The 18,932-nt window shown below is 71.1% G+C and carries 14 protein-coding genes; 10 read left to right on the top strand and 4 right to left on the bottom strand.

The window, feature by feature from the left end:
* Window positions 1-10: 10 nt before the first annotated feature.
* Window positions 11-1,009 carry a thymidylate synthase gene (locus ACFWNN_RS03770; protein ID WP_382438287.1) on the bottom strand — a complete coding sequence of 333 codons (999 nt, stop codon included), beginning with the start codon at window positions 1,007-1,009 and terminating at the stop codon, window positions 11-13.
* 642 nt (window positions 1,010-1,651) lie between these two features.
* Between ACFWNN_RS03770 and ACFWNN_RS03765 the strand changes: the two genes are divergently transcribed.
* From ACFWNN_RS03765 to ACFWNN_RS03740, 6 genes are read left to right on the top strand one after another with little or no spacing between them, the layout of a single operon-like run.
* On the top strand, window positions 1,652-2,830 hold the full coding sequence (locus ACFWNN_RS03765) for an ATP-grasp domain-containing protein (RefSeq protein WP_382438286.1): 1,179 nt from the start codon (window positions 1,652-1,654) through the stop codon (window positions 2,828-2,830).
* A gap of 59 nt (window positions 2,831-2,889) precedes the next feature.
* Window positions 2,890-3,795, top strand: a complete 906-nt coding sequence (locus ACFWNN_RS03760; protein WP_382438285.1) for a phytanoyl-CoA dioxygenase family protein — start codon at window positions 2,890-2,892, stop codon at window positions 3,793-3,795.
* 34 nt (window positions 3,796-3,829) lie between these two features.
* Window positions 3,830-4,654: a hypothetical protein gene (locus tag ACFWNN_RS03755; RefSeq protein WP_382438284.1), complete on the top strand. Its 825-nt coding sequence runs from the start codon at window positions 3,830-3,832 to the stop codon at window positions 4,652-4,654.
* Window positions 4,651-5,427, top strand: a complete 777-nt coding sequence (locus ACFWNN_RS03750; protein ID WP_382438283.1) for an energy-coupling factor transporter transmembrane component T family protein — start codon at window positions 4,651-4,653, stop codon at window positions 5,425-5,427. Before ACFWNN_RS03755 ends, ACFWNN_RS03750 begins: the two co-directional genes overlap by 4 nt.
* Complete coding sequence (locus tag ACFWNN_RS03745) at window positions 5,424-6,284, top strand: energy-coupling factor ABC transporter ATP-binding protein (RefSeq protein WP_382438282.1); 861 nt, start codon at window positions 5,424-5,426, stop codon at window positions 6,282-6,284. Before ACFWNN_RS03750 ends, ACFWNN_RS03745 begins: the two co-directional genes overlap by 4 nt.
* Window positions 6,281-7,117 carry an energy-coupling factor ABC transporter ATP-binding protein gene (locus tag ACFWNN_RS03740; protein ID WP_382438281.1) on the top strand — a complete coding sequence of 279 codons (837 nt, stop codon included), beginning with the start codon at window positions 6,281-6,283 and terminating at the stop codon, window positions 7,115-7,117. The genes ACFWNN_RS03745 and ACFWNN_RS03740 overlap by 4 nt, the downstream gene beginning before the upstream one ends.
* A gap of 7 nt (window positions 7,118-7,124) precedes the next feature.
* Here ACFWNN_RS03740 and ACFWNN_RS03735 read toward each other — a convergent pair whose 3' ends face one another.
* From ACFWNN_RS03735 to ACFWNN_RS03725, 3 genes are all read right to left on the bottom strand, one after another.
* Window positions 7,125-8,351 (bottom strand): MFS transporter, encoded by a 1,227-nt coding sequence (locus ACFWNN_RS03735; protein WP_382438280.1) that lies wholly within the window; start codon window positions 8,349-8,351, stop codon window positions 7,125-7,127.
* A 117-nt stretch (window positions 8,352-8,468) separates the two neighbouring features.
* On the bottom strand, window positions 8,469-11,324 hold the full coding sequence (locus ACFWNN_RS03730) for a helix-turn-helix domain-containing protein (protein ID WP_382438279.1): 2,856 nt from the start codon (window positions 11,322-11,324) through the stop codon (window positions 8,469-8,471).
* A gap of 249 nt (window positions 11,325-11,573) precedes the next feature.
* Window positions 11,574-15,134, bottom strand: coding sequence for a S8 family serine peptidase (locus ACFWNN_RS03725; protein WP_382438278.1), 3,561 nt, complete (start codon window positions 15,132-15,134; stop codon window positions 11,574-11,576).
* A 118-nt stretch (window positions 15,135-15,252) separates the two neighbouring features.
* Here ACFWNN_RS03725 and ACFWNN_RS03720 point away from each other — a divergent pair, with 118 nt between their 5' ends.
* From ACFWNN_RS03720 to ACFWNN_RS03705, 4 genes are all read left to right on the top strand, one after another.
* Window positions 15,253-15,756 (top strand): SigE family RNA polymerase sigma factor, encoded by a 504-nt coding sequence (locus ACFWNN_RS03720; RefSeq protein WP_382438277.1) that lies wholly within the window; start codon window positions 15,253-15,255, stop codon window positions 15,754-15,756.
* Window positions 15,753-16,814: a hypothetical protein gene (locus ACFWNN_RS03715; RefSeq protein WP_382438276.1), complete on the top strand. Its 1,062-nt coding sequence runs from the start codon at window positions 15,753-15,755 to the stop codon at window positions 16,812-16,814. The genes ACFWNN_RS03720 and ACFWNN_RS03715 overlap by 4 nt, the downstream gene beginning before the upstream one ends.
* Before the next feature lie 201 nt (window positions 16,815-17,015).
* On the top strand, window positions 17,016-17,924 hold the full coding sequence (locus tag ACFWNN_RS03710; protein WP_382438275.1) for an RNA polymerase sigma factor: 909 nt from the start codon (window positions 17,016-17,018) through the stop codon (window positions 17,922-17,924).
* A gap of 87 nt (window positions 17,925-18,011) precedes the next feature.
* On the top strand, window positions 18,012-18,908 hold the full coding sequence (locus ACFWNN_RS03705) for an alpha/beta fold hydrolase (RefSeq protein ID WP_382438274.1): 897 nt from the start codon (window positions 18,012-18,014) through the stop codon (window positions 18,906-18,908).
* The last annotated feature ends 24 nt before the right edge of the window (window positions 18,909-18,932 follow it).

Raw genomic sequence — 18,932 nt, 5'->3', positions numbered from 1 at the left:
CGGGGAGTGGTCAGACCGCCGCGATCAGCCCGGCGACCTCGGGGGACGCCGCGGGGGAGTCGACCAGGGTCTCCTCGTCGCCGAGCTTGCGGTAGGCCCGCGTGGCGAGGCACGCGCGGACCACGTCGGTGAAGTCGGTCGACGCCTTGGTCGACGCGATCTCGTCGACGACGGCCGTGTTGCCGGAGCTCCCGGCCTCCCGGAGCGTCCGCTCCAGCGAGATCAGCTCCGCGACGGCCGCGCGGGCCTCGTCGGGGCTGTCCGGCAGCGCGGGCAGCCGCGCGGACGTCACGGGCGCCTCGACGACCTTGCGCGCGAGGTCGATCTCGTTGTCGTAGAAGTGGAACGTGCCCGACTGGTGGATGTACGGCCCGCAGGGCACGCCCAGCAGCGCCGCGGCCCACTGGTGCATGAGCATGAAGAGGAACGCGTCGTAGGGCAGCACGGTGAGCGCCTGCTGCGCGCGCATCACGGTGAGCCAGGTGAGCGCGCCGTCGCGCAGGAACAGCTGCACGCCGACCGCGCACGGGTACTCCCGCGACTCCCGGAAGTTGTCCGAGGGGTCGAGCACCAGACCGAACGCCCTGCGGTGCGCGGGGTCGTTGCGGATCCGGCCGATGATGGCCTCGAGCTGGTCGCCGCCCGCGGCCGACGACAGCAGCCGGTGGCCGAACGCGCCGCTGAGGGTGTGCTGGTCGTCGGAGTACTCGTGCGCCCCGCGCCGGTAGTACGCCGGGGTGTCGACGTCGTTGCGGCCGTCGAGCGACCAGGCGAGCAGACCGAAGCAGTACGGCAGGTTCACCGGGAGCGCGGAGCTGACGGCGAGTGACTGCAGCGGGTCGCGCACGCGGAACGAGTGCGCGATCACCTCGCGGTACGGGCGGTCCTTCGTCCCGAAGTCCGACGCCTTGGAAAACGGATCGCGCACCGAGGGGACGTGCGCGCCGTCGGTCAGGACCTCGCGCAGACCGGCTGCGTACGCGTCCGCGAAAGAGTCGTGTTCAGACACGGTTCTCCTCTGTCGAAACCTTGGTTTGCGGTGGTGGGAAAGGAGGTGAAAAGCGTGCGGGCACACGTGTGGAACCCACCCCGGCGGGCAGGCTGACAATTCGGGCACCCCGAGTGCTAGGCCACTGTTCTGCGCACGACGAAAAACGCGCTGATTTTCGAAACTTCGCCAGTTGTTCTGTTAATCAGTTCTTCAGAGTGCTGGATTAACTTTTCCCAGGACAGCACTCTTACCCCCTAACCGCCTCGACAGTACCTGCGATCCCATAGCTGCGCAACCGGTCTCACTTGGTCTTCAGGATAGGTGCTGAGCTGCGGTTTTGTGGTAGTGAGGCACTGTCGTGTCCGTAGGTAGCATTTTGTGTCCGACCCTGTCTCGATTCGCGAATTATTACTCCGATCGAGTGAATCTGATGGTTGTTGGCCACGCGCGTTCCGTGTGTGCATGAGTGTGAGGAACGCATTGTCCGTTTTGCAGAGGTTGTGAAGGGTTCGGGTCGTATCTGCTTGCCGCTCCAATCCGGCGGTGCTAGCTTCGAAAACATCCGGTACTCGGGGGACGTGCCGTCTGGGTTGATCGTGTCGTGTGCTCTTGTGGAGGCGGGAACTCTTGAAGCGGCTTGCGCTCGTCGGTGTCGGTTTCATGGGGCGCCCTTACCTGGAGGCCGCGCGCGACCTCGGGTTCGAGGTCCACGTGGTCGAGACCGAGGTCTGGGCGGGAGAGGTGCCCGAGGGTGTGCGGGTGCACCGGGTCGCGGGGCTCGGCCAGGACGGCTGGGCGGTCGACGAGCTGTGGGCCGTGGGCGGGTACGCGGTCGCCGCCGGCGAGGGAGTGGACGGCGTGCTCGCGTTCTCCGAGCCGCACGTCCTCGGTGCGGCCGTGGTCGCCGACCGGCTCGGCCTCCCCGGCCCGTCCCTGCACGCCTCGACCCTGTCCAGGAACAAGGCGCTGCAACGCGGCTGCTTCGCCGCGAACGGCCTGCCGCAGCCCAGCTTCCACGTCGTCGCGGGGCACGACCGCGCCGTCGAGTGGGCCGCGGACCGTCTGCCCGTGGTCGTGAAACCGTTCTCCTCCTTCGGCAGCACGGGTGTCCAGCTCGTGTCCGATGTGGACGAACTGCGCGAGGTCCTGGCGGCGCGGCGGACCGAACGCCTGCTCGTGGAGCAGGCCGTGGAGGGGCCCGAGTTCAGCTGGGAGGGCTTCACCCGCGACGGCGAGATCCTCTTCGGCAACGTCACGGCGAAGGAGACCACCGGCCCGCCCCGCTTCGTGGAGGTCGCGCACCGGGCGGGCCACCGGTTCGACGACCCGGCCACCGAGCGCGCCGTCCGCGAGCTGGCGGAGGGCGTCGTGCGCGCCGCGGGCATCCGCACCGGGCTGGTGCACCTGGAGTTCCGGCTCACCGCGAGCGGCCCGGCGATCATGGAGGTCGCCGTGCGCACACCCGGCGACTTCCTCCTCGACCTCCTCGCGGCGACCTACCGCTTCGACCCGTACCGCGCCGCCGTGCAACTCGCGATGGGCGAGACCCCGGACCTGCCCGCCTCCGCCGGACCGGTGTCGTACGCGGCCGCCTGGTTCCCCATCTGCCCGCCCGGCACCGTCGTCGAGACCTCGGGCCTCGACGAGGTCAGGGCCCACCCGATGGTCGTCCGCGCGGACCTGGCGGTGAAGGTGGGCGACGTCGTCGCGCCACTGCGCTCGTCCGACCAGCGCGCGGGCTACGTCCTGATCGACGCTCCGTCGCCGGAGGAGCGCGAGCAGACGCTCAAGACCGTGCGCGAACTCCTGCTCGTCACCACCGCACCCGCCGAGGCGTGACCGGCCGCGCGGCCGTGCGCGTCCCCACCGGCGAGGTGTGATCTGTGAAAGGAAGACCCGTGCCAGACAACGCGATCCTGTCCGCACGCGAGTGGGAGCTGCTGCCGTCCGAAGAGGACGTCCGGTTCTACGCCGAGCACGGCTGGTACCTCTCCCCGAAGCTGCTCACCGACGACGAGACCGACGCGCTCGTCGAGGCGAGCGAGGCCTACTACGCCGGCAAGCGCGACCGCGAGCTGCCGATGCACCCGGAGAAGATCTCCTACTGGACGCCGGAGGACGGGGACGTCCAGCGCAACAACGACTACATCCACTACGAGAACGACACCATCGGCGCGATCCTGCGCAAGCCGGTGATCGCCGCGACGGCCGCCCGGCTCGCGGGCGTCGACCTCATCCGGCTGTTCCAGGCGACGCTGCTCTACAAGCCCTCGCGGCCGGACGAGAAGTCCAACATCGTGCCCTGGCACTTCGACAAGTACTACTGGGCCTCGTCCAGCTCCGAGGACATGATCACGGCGTTCATCCCGTTCCACGACTGCGACGAGTCGATCGGCACCCTCACGATGGTCGACGGCAGCCACCGCTGGAACGAGTTCCGGGGCTGGGACAGCAGGAACGGCCACGCCGCCGTGCCCGGCGACCACGAGCGGGAGCACCTGCTGCTCGAGATGTCGCGGCGCAACAACGCCGAGGTCGTCAAGCTCCCGATGACGATCCCCAAGGGGCACATGACGTTCCACCACTGCCGTCTCTACCACGGCAGCGCCGCCAACCTCGCCGACCGGCCCCGGCGCGCGATCTCCCTGCACATGCAGGACGGCGCCAACGCCTACCGCGACCACCGGCTGGCCACGGACAGCAGGCAGACCACGTACAAGCACGACGAGCTGGTCCGCAAGGACGCGAACGGCAACCCGGACTACGCCGACCCCGAGTTCTGCCCGGTGCTGTGGCAGGCCTGACTCCGCTCCGCCGTCCCCGGAAGGCAGGCTCCCGATGACCGCTCCCCGGTTCACCCTCCTCACCCGGTTACCACCGCGGGCGCGCATCGCGGCGGGCGCGGCGGTCGTGATCGTCACCTACGTCTACCTGATCGCGACCCGCCCGACCTCGCCGCACGGCGTCGGCGGTTCCGCTGCGCTGCTGGCCCTCGCCGGCTACCTGCTCGGCTCCGTGCTGATCATCAGCGGCGCCATGTCGAAGCTGACCACGTCCACGGTGACGCTGTTCCCGATGGCCATCACGATCAACATCGTCATCGGCCAGCTCGTGCGGATCAGCGGGCTGCCGGTGCACCTCGACTCCATCGGCACCGTGCTGGTGGCGGTGCTGGCCGGACCGGCCGCGGGCGCCGCGGCGGGAGCGCTGTCCAGCGTCACCGTCGGGATGACGATCAACCCCGGCTCGCTGCCCTACGCCGTCACGGCGGCCACGATCGGTCTGCTGGCGGGCACCTTCGCCCGGCTCGGGCTGTTCCGCCGCGTGCCGACGGTGGTCCTCGCGGGCGTGCTGATCGGCGTCGTGGCCGGGGTGGTGTCCGCGCCGATCACGGCGTTCGTGTTCGGCAACGCCGGCGGCTCGCTCGGGCAGTCCGCGTTCATCGCGACGCTCCAGGTCTACGGCAACAGCATGCTGGAGGCCGCGAGCATCCAGGGCCTCGTCGCCGACCCGCTCGACAAGGTCGTGTCGTGCCTCGTCGCCTACAGCGTGCTGGTGTCGCTGCCGCCGCGGCTGCGGCAGCGGTTCTCCTTCGTGCGCGAGCACTCGGTGTTCGGCATCGACCGGCCCGTCGTGGTGGAGCGGGCGGAGGCGGTCCGATGACCACGATGTTCTTCCAGGCCGGCACCTCACCGGTGCACCGGCTGAACCCGACGACGAAGCTCGTCCTCGCTCTGGCGGTCACGACGACGGCGTTCGCCGTACCAGTCGTGTGGGCGCCGCTGGTGCTGCTGCTGGTGGTGCTGGTGCCGGCCGTCCTCGTCGCGGGCGTCCAGCTCCCGTACGCGAGGCTGCTCCTGCTCTTCTCCGCGCCGGTCGTGCTGGTCATCTTCGCGTTGCAGGGCCTGTTCTTCCCGGAGGGCACGACGGTCCTCGCGGAGTTCGGCTGGGCCAAGGTGACGTCCGAGGGCCTGCTGTTCGCCACCCAGACGTCGCTGCGGCTGGTCGTGATGCTCGGCTCGTTCCTGTTCCTCCTGCTCACCACGCACCCCGGTGTGCTGATGAGCGCGATGGTCGAGCGGGGCATGTCGCCCAACACCAGCTACGTCATCTCGGCGACGCTGCAGATCGTTCCCGCGTTCCGCGCCCGCGCGCAGAACGTGCTGCGCGCCCAGCAGGCCCGCGGCCTCGACACCACGGGCCTGCGGCGCCGGGTGCGGGCGCTGCTGCCGCTCGTCGGCCCGCTGCTGCTCGGGTCGCTCGCGGACCTGGAGGAACGCGCGGTCGCCATGGAGGCCCGCGCGTTCGGTTCCACGGCCCGCCGCACGTCGCTCGTGGAGGTCGCGGACTCCTCCGCCCAGCGGTGGGCCCGGCTGCTGATGGGCGCGGTCGCCGTCGCCGCCGTCGTCGTCAACGTCCTGGGGGTGACCCGATGATCGAGTTCGGGACCGTGTCGTACACCTACCCGACCAGCGCGGAGGAGTCGCTCCGGTCGATCACCTTCGACGTCCCGGCCGGCCAGGTGTGCGGTGTCGTCGGGGCCAGCGGCTCGGGCAAGTCCACTCTCGCGAACGCCATGGCGGGCATGATCCCGCACGTCTCGGGCGGACGTCTCACCGGAGAGGTGCGGATCGGCGGGAGGCCGGTCGCGAGCACGCCGCTGGCGGAGCTGGTCACCCAGGTCGGCCTGGTGGTGCAGAACCCGTTCAACCAGATGTCCGGCGCCAAGTTCACCGCGCGCGAGGAGCTGGCGTTCGGCCTGGAGAACCTCGGCGTCGAGCGGGCCGAGATGGCCCGCCGCATCGACGGCGTGCTGGAGGACCTGCGGATCGGGCACCTCGCGGACCGCTCGCCGTTCGCGCTGTCCGGCGGGCAGCAGCAACTCGTGGCGATCGGGTCGGTGCTCGTCATGCGTCCCCGGGTCGTGGTGCTCGACGAACCCACGTCCCAGCTCGACCCCGCCAGCGCCGCGCTCGTCTTCGGCGCGTTCGACGCGTTGCGGCGCAACGGGATCACCATCGTGCTCGTCGAGCACCGGATCGAGCAGCTCGCCGAACTGGCGGACCGCGTCCTGGTGCTGTCGCAGGGGTCGCTCGTGCTCGACGGCCCACCGGACGAGGTGTTCACCGACGAGCGCCTGCCCGAACTCGGCGTGTCGAGCACCCGCTACACCCGTGCGGCGCGCGTGGCGGCCGGCCGGGATCTGTGGCCCGCTGACCTGTCGCTGCCCGTGCTGCTGCCCGACGCCGTGCGCGGCTTCGGCGCCGGCCTGTCGGTGGAGAGCACGCCGTGACCGTCCCAGATGGACAATCCCAGGAGGCCTTCCCCATGCGGTCGGACATCCGCGTCGAGTCGCTGACCTTCCGCTACGACGACGAGGTGACCGCGCTCGACGACGTGTCGCTCGTGGTGCGGCAGGGGGAGCGGGTCGCGGTCATCGGACCGAACGGCGCGGGCAAGACCACGCTGGCCCAGCACTTCAACGGCATGGTCAAGCCCACGTCCGGCCGGGTGCTCGTCGGTGACCTCGACACCGCGCAGCACCCGATCGCCGTGCTGGCGGCGAAGGTGGGGTTCGTGTTCCAGAACCCCAACGACCAGCTGCACGCCAAGACCGTCGCGGCCGAAGTCCACTTCGGACCGCGCAACCTGGGGTTCCCGCCGGAGCACGCGCGGGAGCTGGTCGGGCGTGCCCTGGAGTCGACCGGGCTCACCGAGCTGGCCGACGCCCACCCGCACCACCTCTCGCTCGCGCAGCGGAAGATGGTCGCCATCGCGAGCGTGCTCGCCATGGACACCCCGGTGGTGCTGCTCGACGAACCGACGACCGGGCAGGACTCGACCGCGCTCGACGCGTTGGCCACGATCATCGCCGACCTGTCCCTGCGGGGCCGCACGGTCATCGCGATCACGCACGACATGGACTTCTGCGTGGAGAACTTCGACCGCGTCGTGCTGGTCGAGGACGGCCGGATCGTGCAGGACGGCACGCCGGCAGAGGTGTTCGCGGGCGACCGCGTCGCCCGGCTGCCGCAGCTGGTGCGGCTGGGACGGGAACTGGGCTGGCCGGAGCAGGTGACGACGGTGGAGGGCTTCGTCGACCGCCTCGCCGCGACCAGGGCCTGAGAGCGCCTCAGTCCCCGGCCGGTCGCCGCCGCGTCGCGGCACTGGCGGCCATGAGGACGGCGCCGAGGACGAACGCTCCTCCGAGGGCGCTCCAGCCGATCGCGCCGCGCAGCACGACGACGGTCATGAACGGCGGGCCGACGGCCAGCTGTGCGGCGTGACCGAAGTCGAACGCGCCCAGGTACGAGCCCATCGACTTCTCCGGAGCCATCCGGTAGGACAGCTCGAACGCGGACACCGAGTGCATGTTCTCGCCCAGCGTCAGCAGCACGACCGCGAGCGCCGTCAGCGGGAGCACCACGGCGGCCCCGACGTGCTCGGCGGTCAGGAACAACACCACCGCGACGAGCAGGGGCACCAGCGAGCGCAGGATCGTCCTGCGCGCCTTCGGGATCGTGTTCGACCACTTGGTCAGCGGCACCTGCAACGCCACCGTCAGCACCGTGTTGACGGCCAGCAGCGGGCCGATCCACCCCGGCGCGAGCTCGGTCTTGCTGATGACCCACAACGGCAGCAGGGTGAACAGCACCGCGTCGTGCAGCAGCAGGATCGCGTTGCCCGCGGCCAGCGTGAGGTAGCGGCGGTCCTTGAGCACGACCCCGCCCGCCGCGGCCCGCGCCTCCTCCTGCACGGGCTCCGGCTCCACCGGCGCGGAGGTGCGGGAGATCATCCGGACGGCGACCAGCAGCACCACGAACGACAGCGCGTTGACCCCGAACCCGACGGTGAACGCCGTGCGCGTGCCGATCGAGATCACCAGGCCACCGAGCAGCAGCCCGACGCTCATCCCGACGTTGCGCGCGGTCCGCAGCACGGCCATGGACCTGCTCCGGTCCTCCGGCCGTTCCATGCGCAGCAGGAAGACCTGCTGCACGGGCGCACTGGCGCGGTCGAAGAGACCGAGCACGCACAGCAGCACCGCGTACCCGGTGAACGAGGACACGAACAGGAACGCCGAGTACCCGATCGCCCGCCCGACCAGCAGTCCCGTCCACACCGGACCGGGTCCGAGGCGGTCGGTCAGCCAGCCCGCGGGCAGCGGGGAGAGCAGCGCGATGAGGTTCGCGGCGCCCACGACCACGCCGACCTTGACCGGGTCCGCGCCCAGGTGCAGCACGACGAACACGGGCACGATCGCGAGGAACAGGCCGGTGCCGATCGAGTCGACCAGGGCGCTGACCGCGAGTATCGCGCCGTTCCTGGTAGGAGGCGCGTACCTCGACAACTGGAGCACTGGCGCCGCATCTCCCCAGGACGTTCGCGTGATGAGTCCGTCACCGAACGTAGCGCAGCCTGAGCGGTTAGTTCAAACGGGGGCACCCGATGCGGTCTCAGTAGGCACGGAACGACGTCAGGAATCGCCTGGGCAGGGTGGCTCGTAGGGCAGGCCGGGGAAGTAGCGGTCCCACTCGGCCTCGGTGATCACGGTGCGGACGGTGTCGCACGCGTGCGCGACGGTGCGGTCGAGATCGGTGTCCAGCAGCCGCAGCTGGGCGTCCCAGCCACCGGTGATCACCATGTGACCGTCGGCGCTGAACACCACCGCCTCCACCGCGTCCAGGCTGCCGGACACGGTGACCGGTGCCGGCACGCGGCGGGGGTCGGTCACGTCCCACAGGCGCGTGGTGCGGTCGTCGCCCGCGGTGGCGAGCGTGCGCCCGTCCGGGCTGAACGCCACCGCGTAGACGCTGTCGTCGTGGCCGTTGACGTCGAGCACCGCGATCGAGGTCAGCCGGGTCGGGTCCGAGACGTCCCACAGGCGTGCGGAGCGGTCCTCGCCGACCGACGCGAGGATCTTGCCGTCCGGGCTGAACGCCGCCTCGTACACGCCGTGGTCGTGGCCGGTGACCGCGGCGAGCCGGGCGGGCCGCTGCGCGTCGGTGATGTCGTACAGCCAGATTCCCGGCTCGTCGCCGACCACGGCCAGGGTGCGGCCGTCGGGGCTGAACGTGGCGTCGTAGAGGACGTCGCGGAAACCGTCGATCACGGCGGTCTCGGTGGCCTTGCGCGGATCGGTGACGTTCCACAACCGCACCGTGCGATCCCAGCCGACCGAGGCGAGCGTGCGGCTGTCCGGGCTGAACGCCACGGCGTGGATGTTCACCGTGTGGCCCGCCAGCGGGGTGAGCTGCGCCGGGTTCCGGGGGTCGGCGAGGTCCCACAAGCGCACGACGTGGTCGAAGCCCGCCGAGGCCAGCGTGCGGCCGTCGGGGCTGAACGCCACCGTGTAGACCGGTTCCGTGTGGCCGGTCAGCGTGACGACCTCCTTCGGGCTGCGCGGATCGGTGATGTCCCACAGCCGCACGACGTGGTCGTCGCTGCCCGTCGCCACGGTCCGGCCGTCGGGGCTCAGCGCCACCGACATGATCACGCTGTTCTGCTGGACGACCGCCACCGGCAGGGTGCTGATCAACCCGTCCCGGGTGTGGGTGGACGGGGCCGTGCGGTGGGCGGCCAGTGCGAGCTGGACGGCCAGCTGCGGGTTGCTCTGGTGCAGCTCGGGGGCCTCGTCCGCCACGACCTGGGCCCGGATGGCGTTGCGCTGGTCGGCGGCCCTGCGCTGCTCGTACCAGGCGACGGAGGTCGCGGCGACGGCGACCAGGGACACCACGCTGAGCAGCGCGACGAGCCTGCGGAGCCGGCGGCCGGTGGTGATCTCGGCCGACCGGCTGGCGTCGAGGAAGCGCTGCTCCCGCGGTGACAACGCGGACTCGTGCTTGCCCGCCCAGTCGAGCGTGAGCGCGAGCCGCGCGCCGCGGTAGAGCGCGCCGTTGTCCCTGCCCAGCGACTCCCACGCGTCCGTGGCGTCGGTGAGCTGGCGGTGCAGGCGGATGCTCTCGCGGTCGTCGTGCAGCCAGCCGTGCAGGCGTGGCCAGGCCCGGATCAGCGCCTCGTGCGCGATCTCGACCCCGTCCTGGTCCTTGGCGAGCAGCCGGGCCGCGGTGAACGCCTCGAGCACGGCCGCGAGGCCGGGGTCGTCGCCGACCTCGGAGGTGTCGAGCCGCCGTTTCGTGTCCTCGGTGCCCTCGCCGAGCGCGACCAGCCTGCCGAACAACGTCCTGGCCAGTCGCTGCCGCGGCTCGTCCAGGCCGGTGAACACCTCTTCGGCGGTCCGGCTCAACGCGCCGTCGAGCCCGCCCGCCTGCTGGAACCCGGTGACCGAGAGGCGGTTGCCGCTGCGCCGGGTCCACACCTGCAACAACACGTGCGACAGCAGCGGCAGGACCCCTGGCCTGCCGTGCGCCTGCGTGAGCAGGTCCGCGACCAGGGAGCCGTCCACCGTGCAGTTCATCCTGCTCGCGGGCGCCACGATGGCCTGGCGCAGTTCGTCCGCGCTCATCGGCCCGGCGACGACCTGCCCGTCCGGCATGGCCTCGACCAGCGCCGGGTGCGCGGAGCAGTGCGCGAAGAAGTCCGACCGCACCCCGAGCAGCACCCGGCACCGGCTGCCGGGCGTGTTCGCCGCGACGGCCAGCGCCGCGATGAACCTCGCCCGCTCGGCGTCGCTGTCGCAGAGCGTGAAGACCTCCTCGAACTGGTCGACGACGAGGACCGTCTCCTCGTCCGCGGACAACTGCGACACGAGCCGGTGGAGGGCCCGGTCGTCACGCCACTCGTCCATCACCGCCGCCGGGGTGACGCCGAGCTCCGCGGCGAGCAGGATCGAGCACCGTTCGATCGGATGCGTTCCCGGGGTGAACAGCAGCAGCCGTTTCCCCGCGGCGGTGAGGGCGGGGATCACGCCCGCGCGCAGCACCGACGACTTGCCCGACCCGGAGGCGCCGAACAACAGCACCAGCCGTTGCCGCTTGCCGACGACCTCGGCGACGAGCCGCTCCCGTCCGAAGAACAGGTCCTGGTCGTCCGGCCCGAACGCCCGCAGCCCCACGTAGGGAGCGCCGCCGGGCTCCTCGGTGGCGCTCGTCATGGCCGAGTTCTCGTTGAGCTCGGCCGCGGTGGCGTGCCAGCGCTCCTCCCATTCGGCCTCGTCGCCGTCGCAGGCCCGGACGAACGCCAGCGTCACCGCCAGGCTGGGCAGCTTCCGCCCGTTCGCCGCCTCCGAGAGCGTGGTCGCCGAGTAGTGGGCGACGCGGCCCATGTCCCGGTACGACGGTGTCGCTGCCTTCGTGCGCAGCAGCCGCAGGTCAGCGGCGAACTCCACGAGCGCCGAGCCGTCACGGACCAGTTCGCGTTCACTCCGCGGCACCGTCGATCTTCTCCCTCACAGCCTTTCGGCGGACGACCGCGCGTCTCGGTCGAAAGTCCGGCGAACCTGCCACGTCCCCGGCCACTAAAGCACAGCCCGCCGATGTGTCTCGGCAGGCCGCGTCGGGGCGGTGAGCAGGTGGCCACGGGAGTGCGGTCGTCCGAAGTGGACATCGACCGGCTGTGGGAACAGAAGGGAGTGCCGCGCGGCGGACGCCGTGGCGACCGCCGCGCAGTCAGGCCGTGTGAGTCAGTTCACCCGGTAGGCCCTGATGACCGTCTGGGTCACCGTGTTGCCGTCCTGGTCCGCCGCTGTCGCCCGCAGCGACACGAACCCGGACGCCGGGTTCGGCACGAGCGCCGACCAGGTGCCGTTCACCCGCAGCACCGGCACCCGTCGCCACGTCCGCCCGTCGTCGCGGGACACCTCGACCTGCTTCGGCTCGGCCCTGCCGCCCGGTGCGCCCGGCTGGCGGTCGACGCGCAACGGCACCGGGAACAGCGCGTTGCCGGGCGCGTGGTTCGTCAGGTCGAGCTCGGGGTCGAAACCGATCGACAGCAACGGAAGCGGTGTGGCGGCGGTGGTGTGCCCGGACCGGAAGCCCCACTCCGCACTGACCTTTGTGGACAGAGGCCATCCCGGGTCGTTCCGGCTCGCCTCGGCGGTGAGCCGGTAGGTCGCGGCGCCCGCGGGCACCGTGAACTGCCCGCTGCCGGGTTGTCCGCTGCGGGCGATCTCCCTGCCGTCGGCGTGCAGCACGGTGTCGCCGGTGTCGCCGAAACCGGGGAACCCGGAGTGGCCGGCCGAGTCGGAGAACAGCGGCAGCCGGGCGTTGATCCGGTCGCCCGTGCGGTACGCCAGGTGCGGTTCGGGCGAGAAGAAGCCCACCGTCCCGGAGACGTTCGGCCCGATCACGGCCTTGCCCCAGTGCACGGTGGCCTTGTCGCCGGGCTTGAAGGTCCGCTGGGCCGCCTCGTAGTTCTGCGAGACGCCGCCCGCCGACACGCTCGCGGCGTTCGTCCAGGTGACGGGGGAGTAGTACTCGGTCCGTTCGCGGGGCAGCGGGGTCGGTGTCGACTCCAGCGCGCCCTCCAGTTCGTACTTCCCGTCGGTGGCGAACATCGACGTGTAACCCGTGCTGTCCGCCGGGGCTCGGTAGGTCGCCTTCACGGTGGCCAGGTCGCCGTTGCGCGGCCGGTAGGTCACGTTCGCCGGAACGTCCCCGTAGCTGGGGAACACCAGCTCGTACCGGTACGGGCTCGGCGGCAGCCCGGTCAGCGTCACGGACGCGTTCGGCAGCTTCGCCAGGCGGGCGCCGTCGGGGCTGAACGTGGCCGTCAACGGGAGCGGCGGCGCCTCCAGCACGCGCACGGGGCTACCGGAGAAGTGGAACAGCGCCGCGTTCGCGCCGGCCTCGGCGATCGCGCGGACTCGCGGGCTGAACTCGAGGCCTTCGGCACCGTTCAGGGTGAACACCGCGAGCTTGCCCTTGAGGTCGGCGGCCGCGATCTCGGCGGGGGTGGCGTGCCCGACGTCCACAACGGACAGTGCGCGGGTGTCGGTCGTCCGCGGCGAGCCGAAGATCCACTCCACGGGGATCTCGAACGACTCGGGCCTGTCGACCGTCAGCCGGACCTGCGGCCGTTCGAGCTTCATCCGGTCGAAGTACCGGAACTCCTTGGTGTGCTTGGTGGTGGGAGCGGCGTAGTCGTTGAAGTCCGACATGCTGTAGTAGCCGACGCCCCTCGCCCCGGTGTCGACGACCATGCCGTTCGTCCAGGAGATCGGGCGGGCGTCCTTCTCGTCGGCCTGCGCGGTGACCTTCCTGCCGTTCCTGGCGTCCAGCGTGACCGTGGTGTCCTCGCGCAGGTCGACCTCCGGGTCGGCCACCCTGGTGCTCGTCGGCAACGGGTTCCCGGGCACCGCGGTCTGGATCGTGCCCAGCACGGCGTAGCGGCCCGCGGGCAGCCGCACGGTGCTGTTGTTGCCCATCAGGTCGAAGTCGTCCTGGCCGGTGCCCAGCGCCACCCACATCACGCTCGCCAGCAGGCCGTCGGCCGGTGCGGCGCCGTTCTGGTCGAGGAGCTTCGTCGTCAGGTCGTAGCTCTCCGGTTCCTTGTACGCGCCGACGGGCGTCTGGACCACCGTGTCACCGGCGTCGTTCTTGGCGAAGAGCCTGCCTCCGTGGTCGCCGATCTGCGCGGCGGCGTGGTCGAAGGTGACCGTCACCGAGGCCTCGCCGCCCGCGGGCACCACGAGCCGGTCGACGTTCGTGCGGAACGCCGGGACGTCCGTGCTCAGCCACAGCGGGACCGGTGCGCTGCCGGTGTTGCGGTACGTGAGCCGCTTGGTCAGCGCGGGCTGGTCGTGCGGCCACCGCACGAAACCGAGGCTCAGGCTCCCCTCGCCGGGCGTGATCGTCTGCCGGGACGCACGGCCCACGTCGACCCGGCCCGCTCCCTGCTGGTGGATCGTGGCGTCGATCGGGGTCGCGCTGCCCATCAACGCCGCCTTGATCTGCCCGCCGGTCCACTCCGGGTGCTGCGCGGCCAGGATCGCCGCGGCACCGGCCACGTGCGGCGTCGCCATGGAGGTGCCGGTCAGCCGCGCGTGGTGCTCGTCGACGGCGTGGTCGGCGAGCGTGCCCGCGGCCCGTGCGGCCACGACGTCCTCGCCGGGTGCGGCGATGTCCGGCTTGACGGCGTGATCCTTGAACCGCGGTCCGGGCTGCGAGAACGTGCTGTACCCGTCCTGCTTGGTCACGCTGGCCACAGCCAGCGCGGCATCCGCAGAGGCCGGGCTCGCGACCGGCACGCGCCGGCCGTAGTTGCCGGCGGCGACCACGAACAACGTGCCCTTCTCGGCGGAGAGCCGGTTGACCGCCCTCTCCAGCGGGTCGCTGACGCCGTCACCGGGCCCGCCGCCCAGACTCATGTTCACGACCTTCGCGCCGCTGTCCGCGGCCCACTGCATGCCCGCGAGGATCGCGTCGAACGGGCAGCCGCTCGTCTGGCAGACCTTGCCGATCAGCAGGTCCGCGCCCTTCGCGACACCGGTGTACCTGGCCCCGCGCCCGGCGACGGTCGAGGCCACGTGCGTGCCGTGCCCGACGTTGTCGACGATGCCCTCTCCGGTGAAGTCCTTCTCGCCCTTCACGACTCCGGCCAGGTCGGGGTGCCCGGGGGCGTAGCCGGTGTCGAGGACCGCGACCGTCGCGCCCGCGCCGGTGTGCCCGGCCTGCCAGGCGGCCGGTGCGCCGACCTGCGGCACGCTCACGTCCAGGGAGGGACGAGCCTTGCCGTTGAGCCAGATCTTGCCCGTGCCGGCCTTGTCGAACAGTTCCGCCGCCTTGGTCTTCGGCGTGGCCACGGCGGAGAGCCGGACCGACGGCAGTTCGCGGGTGATCCTGCCGAGCGCCTGGGCGCCGGGGGACTCGACCAGCAACGGGATGTCCGGCGTGTGGGTGTCGTCGTAGCCCAGCTCGATCAGGCCGGTCACGTCGAACAGCGCGCGGTCGAGTCTGCCCGCCCGGATCAGCGGCTCGGCGACCGACGGGATGACCGTGACGCCCTGGGCGCTGACCGACTTGAGGAATCGCACCGGCCCGATCCGGGCGGCCGGCTGGACCGTCGCGTCCCAGGAGCCGTCCTTCCTGGTCACGGTCACCTTGTCACCGGTGATCAGCGTGACCGTCCTGGGTTCCTCGGCCGGCCCCGTCGTGGCGGGTTGGTGCGCGGCCGCCGGTAAGACGGCCACTCCGCCGGCCGCCACGGCGAAGACCGCCGCGTGGATGAAACCTCGTATGCGCACAGATCGCCCCTTGTGTCGTGTGGTGTTTCCCCTTTCCTCTATGACTCACTGAGTGGATCAACCTGTTTATTCGGGAGGCCGGTAAACGCTCCGCCGCCGACGTGGGTCTTCAAGGGTGATGGCTGACTACGACGACTTCGCCCGAGCGCAACTGCCGCGGTTGCTGCGGTACGCGACGATGCTCACCGGCGACCGGGAGCAGGCCGCTGATCTGGTGCAGGACGTGCTGGTCAAGATGTACCGGCACTGGTCCCGGATCAGCGGCACGGATCACCCCGAGCGGTACGTGCTGCGGATGGTGACCAACGGCTACCTGTCCTGGCGACATAGCTGGTCCGCACGTGTGATCACGTCGGGTGACCTCCCCGACCGGGCACGGGCGGACGATTTCGCGTCGGACCACGCCGCGCGCGAGGACATGTGGCAGCGCCTGGCGCGTCTGCCCAAGCGCCAGCGCGCCGTGGTGGTGCTGCGGTACTACGAGCAGCTGCCCGACTCCGAGATCGCCGGACTGCTGGGCTGCGCCCAGGCCACCGTCCGCGCCCACGCCCACAAAGCATTGGCCTCACTGCGAAACGGCTTGGCCATCGACCTGATGGCGGAGGCCAGGGAGACCGGATGAACATCGAGAACCTGATCAAGGACACCTTCACGGCGCGCGAAGACGACGCGCCCGACAGCGACGCGGTGCTCGCCGCCGCCCGCCGCCGCATCGACAGCAGGCGCTCCGGCCTGAGCCGACCGCTGGCGGTCGCCGCCGGAGCGACCGTCCTGTCCCTCGGCGCGGTCACCGCCGTGGTGCTGAACCGCCCGGAACCCGTGGAGCAGTCCCAGACGATCGCCACCGCCAACGGCTCTCAGAACAGCCAGGCGGCGACGTCCACCGAACAGCCCGTGCCCGCTCTGCAGATGCCCTACTCCCTGGGCTGGCTCCCACCGGGCGAAGTCGCGTACCGCGCGCACCGGATCAACATCGGTGCCACCGCGGACGACCCGGACACGCCCCTGTACGGCGGCGAGTACATGCTGACCGTCACGGCCGGCGGCCAGGTCCTGGAAGTGGACGTCCAGCAGTTCCGGATGATGCCCGTGGACCAGGCGATGTTCAAGTCGGGTCCGGGCGCGCCCGTGACGATCAAGGGCCGGCCCGGGGTCGAGAGCTCGGTGTCCACCGGCCCTGGCGGGTACGAGCTGTACGTGGCGCACCCGGACGGCGGTTCGATGTACGTGAACGTGTCCGCCGCGCACGGCAGCACCCTGCCCGCGCAGCAACTCGTCGACGCCGGCCGCCGGATCGCGGAGAACATCCAGTTCCCGGGCGCCACGACCGTCACCCCGGCGTTCGGCCTGCGCGACCTGCCCAACGGCATGCGGATCTGCGCCTTCAACGTGCAACCGAGCTCGGACGGGCCCCTGGGCGCGCAGGGACCCAACACGAGCTACTCGCTGGGCACGTGCACGGTCCAGCCGACGGTCCACGTCAACAGCGCCGTCGTCGGCGCTCCGCCCGCCACCCCTGGCCAGCCCGTGCAGGGCCACGCGACGCGCTACGCCGACGAGAACGGCTACCACCGGTTGTGGGTCCTCGACGCGGTCGAGGGAGGTCCTGTCGTCATCGCGGGCCGGGTGCCCGAGGCCGAGCTGTACGAGATCGCGAACCGGCTCCTCCTGCCGAGCTGATCTCGGCTCGGACACGGGTGAACCAGACCCCCGACTCCGGAACGTCGCCGCCGCTCCGAGCGGATCGGTCGCCTGGTCGAAGCACTCCCGGGCGATCGGTCCGCGGTGACGCGTCGGCGACGAAGTAGCCTGGTCTCCGTGCGTGGGCCGCGCTGCCGGTGCGCGCGCGGACATCATCGGGGGAAGAACAGGGTGGCCGAGGTGCCTTCGGACGAGGAACTCACGCGCGCCGCCCAGGCCGGGGACGTGGCCGCGCTGGGCGTGCTGCTGGCGAGGCACGAGGCGGGCATGCGGGCGGTGGCGCTGAGCGTGGCGGGGCACGGTCCGGACGCCGAGGACGCGGTGCAGGACGCGATGCTCGTCGCACTCAGCCGCATCGGAGATCTCCGGGATCCGGCGGCGGCCGGTGCGTGGCTGAGGATGATCGTGCGCAACGGGTGTCGCGCGAGGCTGCGTTCCGCCGGTGTGGCGCGGCCCGTGGCCGAGGTGGAGACGGTCACCGAGGAGAGTCCGGAGAGGATCGTCGAGCTGCATGCCATGAAGGACTGGCTCTGGCACGCGATCGGTGAGCTCTCGCCCTCGTTGCGGATGACGGTCCTCTTGCGACACTTCAGCAGCGCCAGCACCTACGAGCAGATCGCCACGCTCTGCGGGGTGCCGGTGGGAACGGTGCGCAGCAGGCTGAACCAGGCTCGGGCCCGGCTCGGTGCCGCGCTCACGGCCACCGCCGCCACCGCGCACGACGACGCGGCCGCACGTGCCGAGGTCAGTCGCGTGGAGGGGCTCGAGACGCTGGACGCGATGCACAGGGGAGAGCTCGGCAGGCTGATGGCCGAGCGGTGGGCGCCCGACGTCATGCTGTTCGACGGGCTGGACCCGGTGGGCGGCCGCGACTTCTTGGTTCGCGGGGCCGCCTGCGACCTGGAAGCCGGTGTGCGCCAGCGCTTCGCCGACGCGGTCGCCGGCCCGGACATCACCATCTGGGAGATGGACATCATCAACCCCGTGGACGCGCCCGAGCACTGTCCACCGGCGGTGACCTGGGTGATGACGATGAAAGACCGCCGCGTGAGCCAGTTGCGCCTCTTCCACCCCGCCACCTCGCCGTAGTGGTGGCCGTCACACCGATCGGATCGAACTTTCGCGCGCTCTCCCCATCTTGTCGGTGTCAACGACACCGTTCGAACGGAGAGCACTGTGAACACCGAAGCGCGCGGCCCACTGGCCGCCGGCACGCACACCGTCGAGATCGGCGGGGTGGTGCAGCGCTACCACGTGCACGGCACCGGCCCGGTCTGCCTGGCTCACCCCGGCGGCCCCGGGGTGTTCTGGGACTACCTGCGCATGCCCGCGCTGGAGAGCCACCTCACGATGGTCTACGTGGAACCGATCGGGACGGGCGGCTCGGGCCGTCTCGCCTCGCACCCGAACGGCTACACCCGTGACCGCTACACCGAGGCGCTCGCCGGCCTGCTCGACCACCTCGGCGTGGAGACGACGTACCTGATCGGGCACTCCCACGGAGGGTTCGTCGCCCAGCGCTTCGCGGCGCGGCACCCCGAGCGTCTCACCGGTGTCGTCCTGTACGAGAGCGCGCCGCTGACCGGCCCGGACCACGTCGCCGAGGCGATGTCCAAAGTGGAGCTCTTCGCCCGCGCGAACGCCGAGAACCCGGAACTGCCCGGCGTGCTGGCCGCACTGCAGTCGACCGGCGCCATCTCCACCGACGAGGAGATGGTCGAGGCACTGCGCGGCCTGCTGCCCGCCTACCTGGCCGACTACTGGGGCAGGGAGGCGGACTTCGCGCCGTTGCGCGCGGCCATCAGCGGCACGCACATCTCCAGCCTCGACGAGCACCTCGTTCCCGAGATCATCGACGACCGGGGCGTGCTGGGCTCCCTGGCCGTGCCGGCGCTGGTGATCGTCGGACGTCACGACGTCGTCTGCGGCGTCCGGTGGGCCGAGGAACTCGACAAGTCGATCCCGGACTCCCGCCTCGTCGTCCTCGAGAACAGCGGTCACCTCGGCCACGTCGAGGAACCCGACGCGTTCGCGGCCGCGGTTCTCGGCTTCGTCGGCACGGGCTCGCGGTAGCGCCGGCCGGCGGTGGTGCGGCGG

The organism is Lentzea sp. NPDC058450, from assembly GCF_042721395.1.
Lineage (GTDB): Bacteria > Actinomycetota > Actinomycetes > Mycobacteriales > Pseudonocardiaceae > Lentzea.
The sequence above is the reverse complement of the archived record's forward strand: the minus strand, read 5'-3'. Positions and strand labels throughout refer to the sequence as shown.

What these genes read in the sequence shown, in the direction of transcription:
- ACFWNN_RS03745 (WP_382438282.1), top strand. Translation starts at nt 5,424, where the DNA reads ATGATCGAGTTCGGGACCGTGTCGTACACCTACCCGACCAGCGCGGAG.
- ACFWNN_RS03755 (WP_382438284.1), top strand. Translation starts at nt 3,830, where the DNA reads ATGACCGCTCCCCGGTTCACCCTCCTCACCCGGTTACCACCGCGGGCG.
- ACFWNN_RS03720 (WP_382438277.1), top strand. Translation starts at nt 15,253, where the DNA reads ATGGCTGACTACGACGACTTCGCCCGAGCGCAACTGCCGCGGTTGCTG.
- ACFWNN_RS03750 (WP_382438283.1), top strand. Translation starts at nt 4,651, where the DNA reads ATGACCACGATGTTCTTCCAGGCCGGCACCTCACCGGTGCACCGGCTG.
- ACFWNN_RS03765 (WP_382438286.1), top strand. Translation starts at nt 1,652, where the DNA reads ATGGGGCGCCCTTACCTGGAGGCCGCGCGCGACCTCGGGTTCGAGGTC.
- ACFWNN_RS03715 (WP_382438276.1), top strand. Translation starts at nt 15,753, where the DNA reads ATGAACATCGAGAACCTGATCAAGGACACCTTCACGGCGCGCGAAGAC.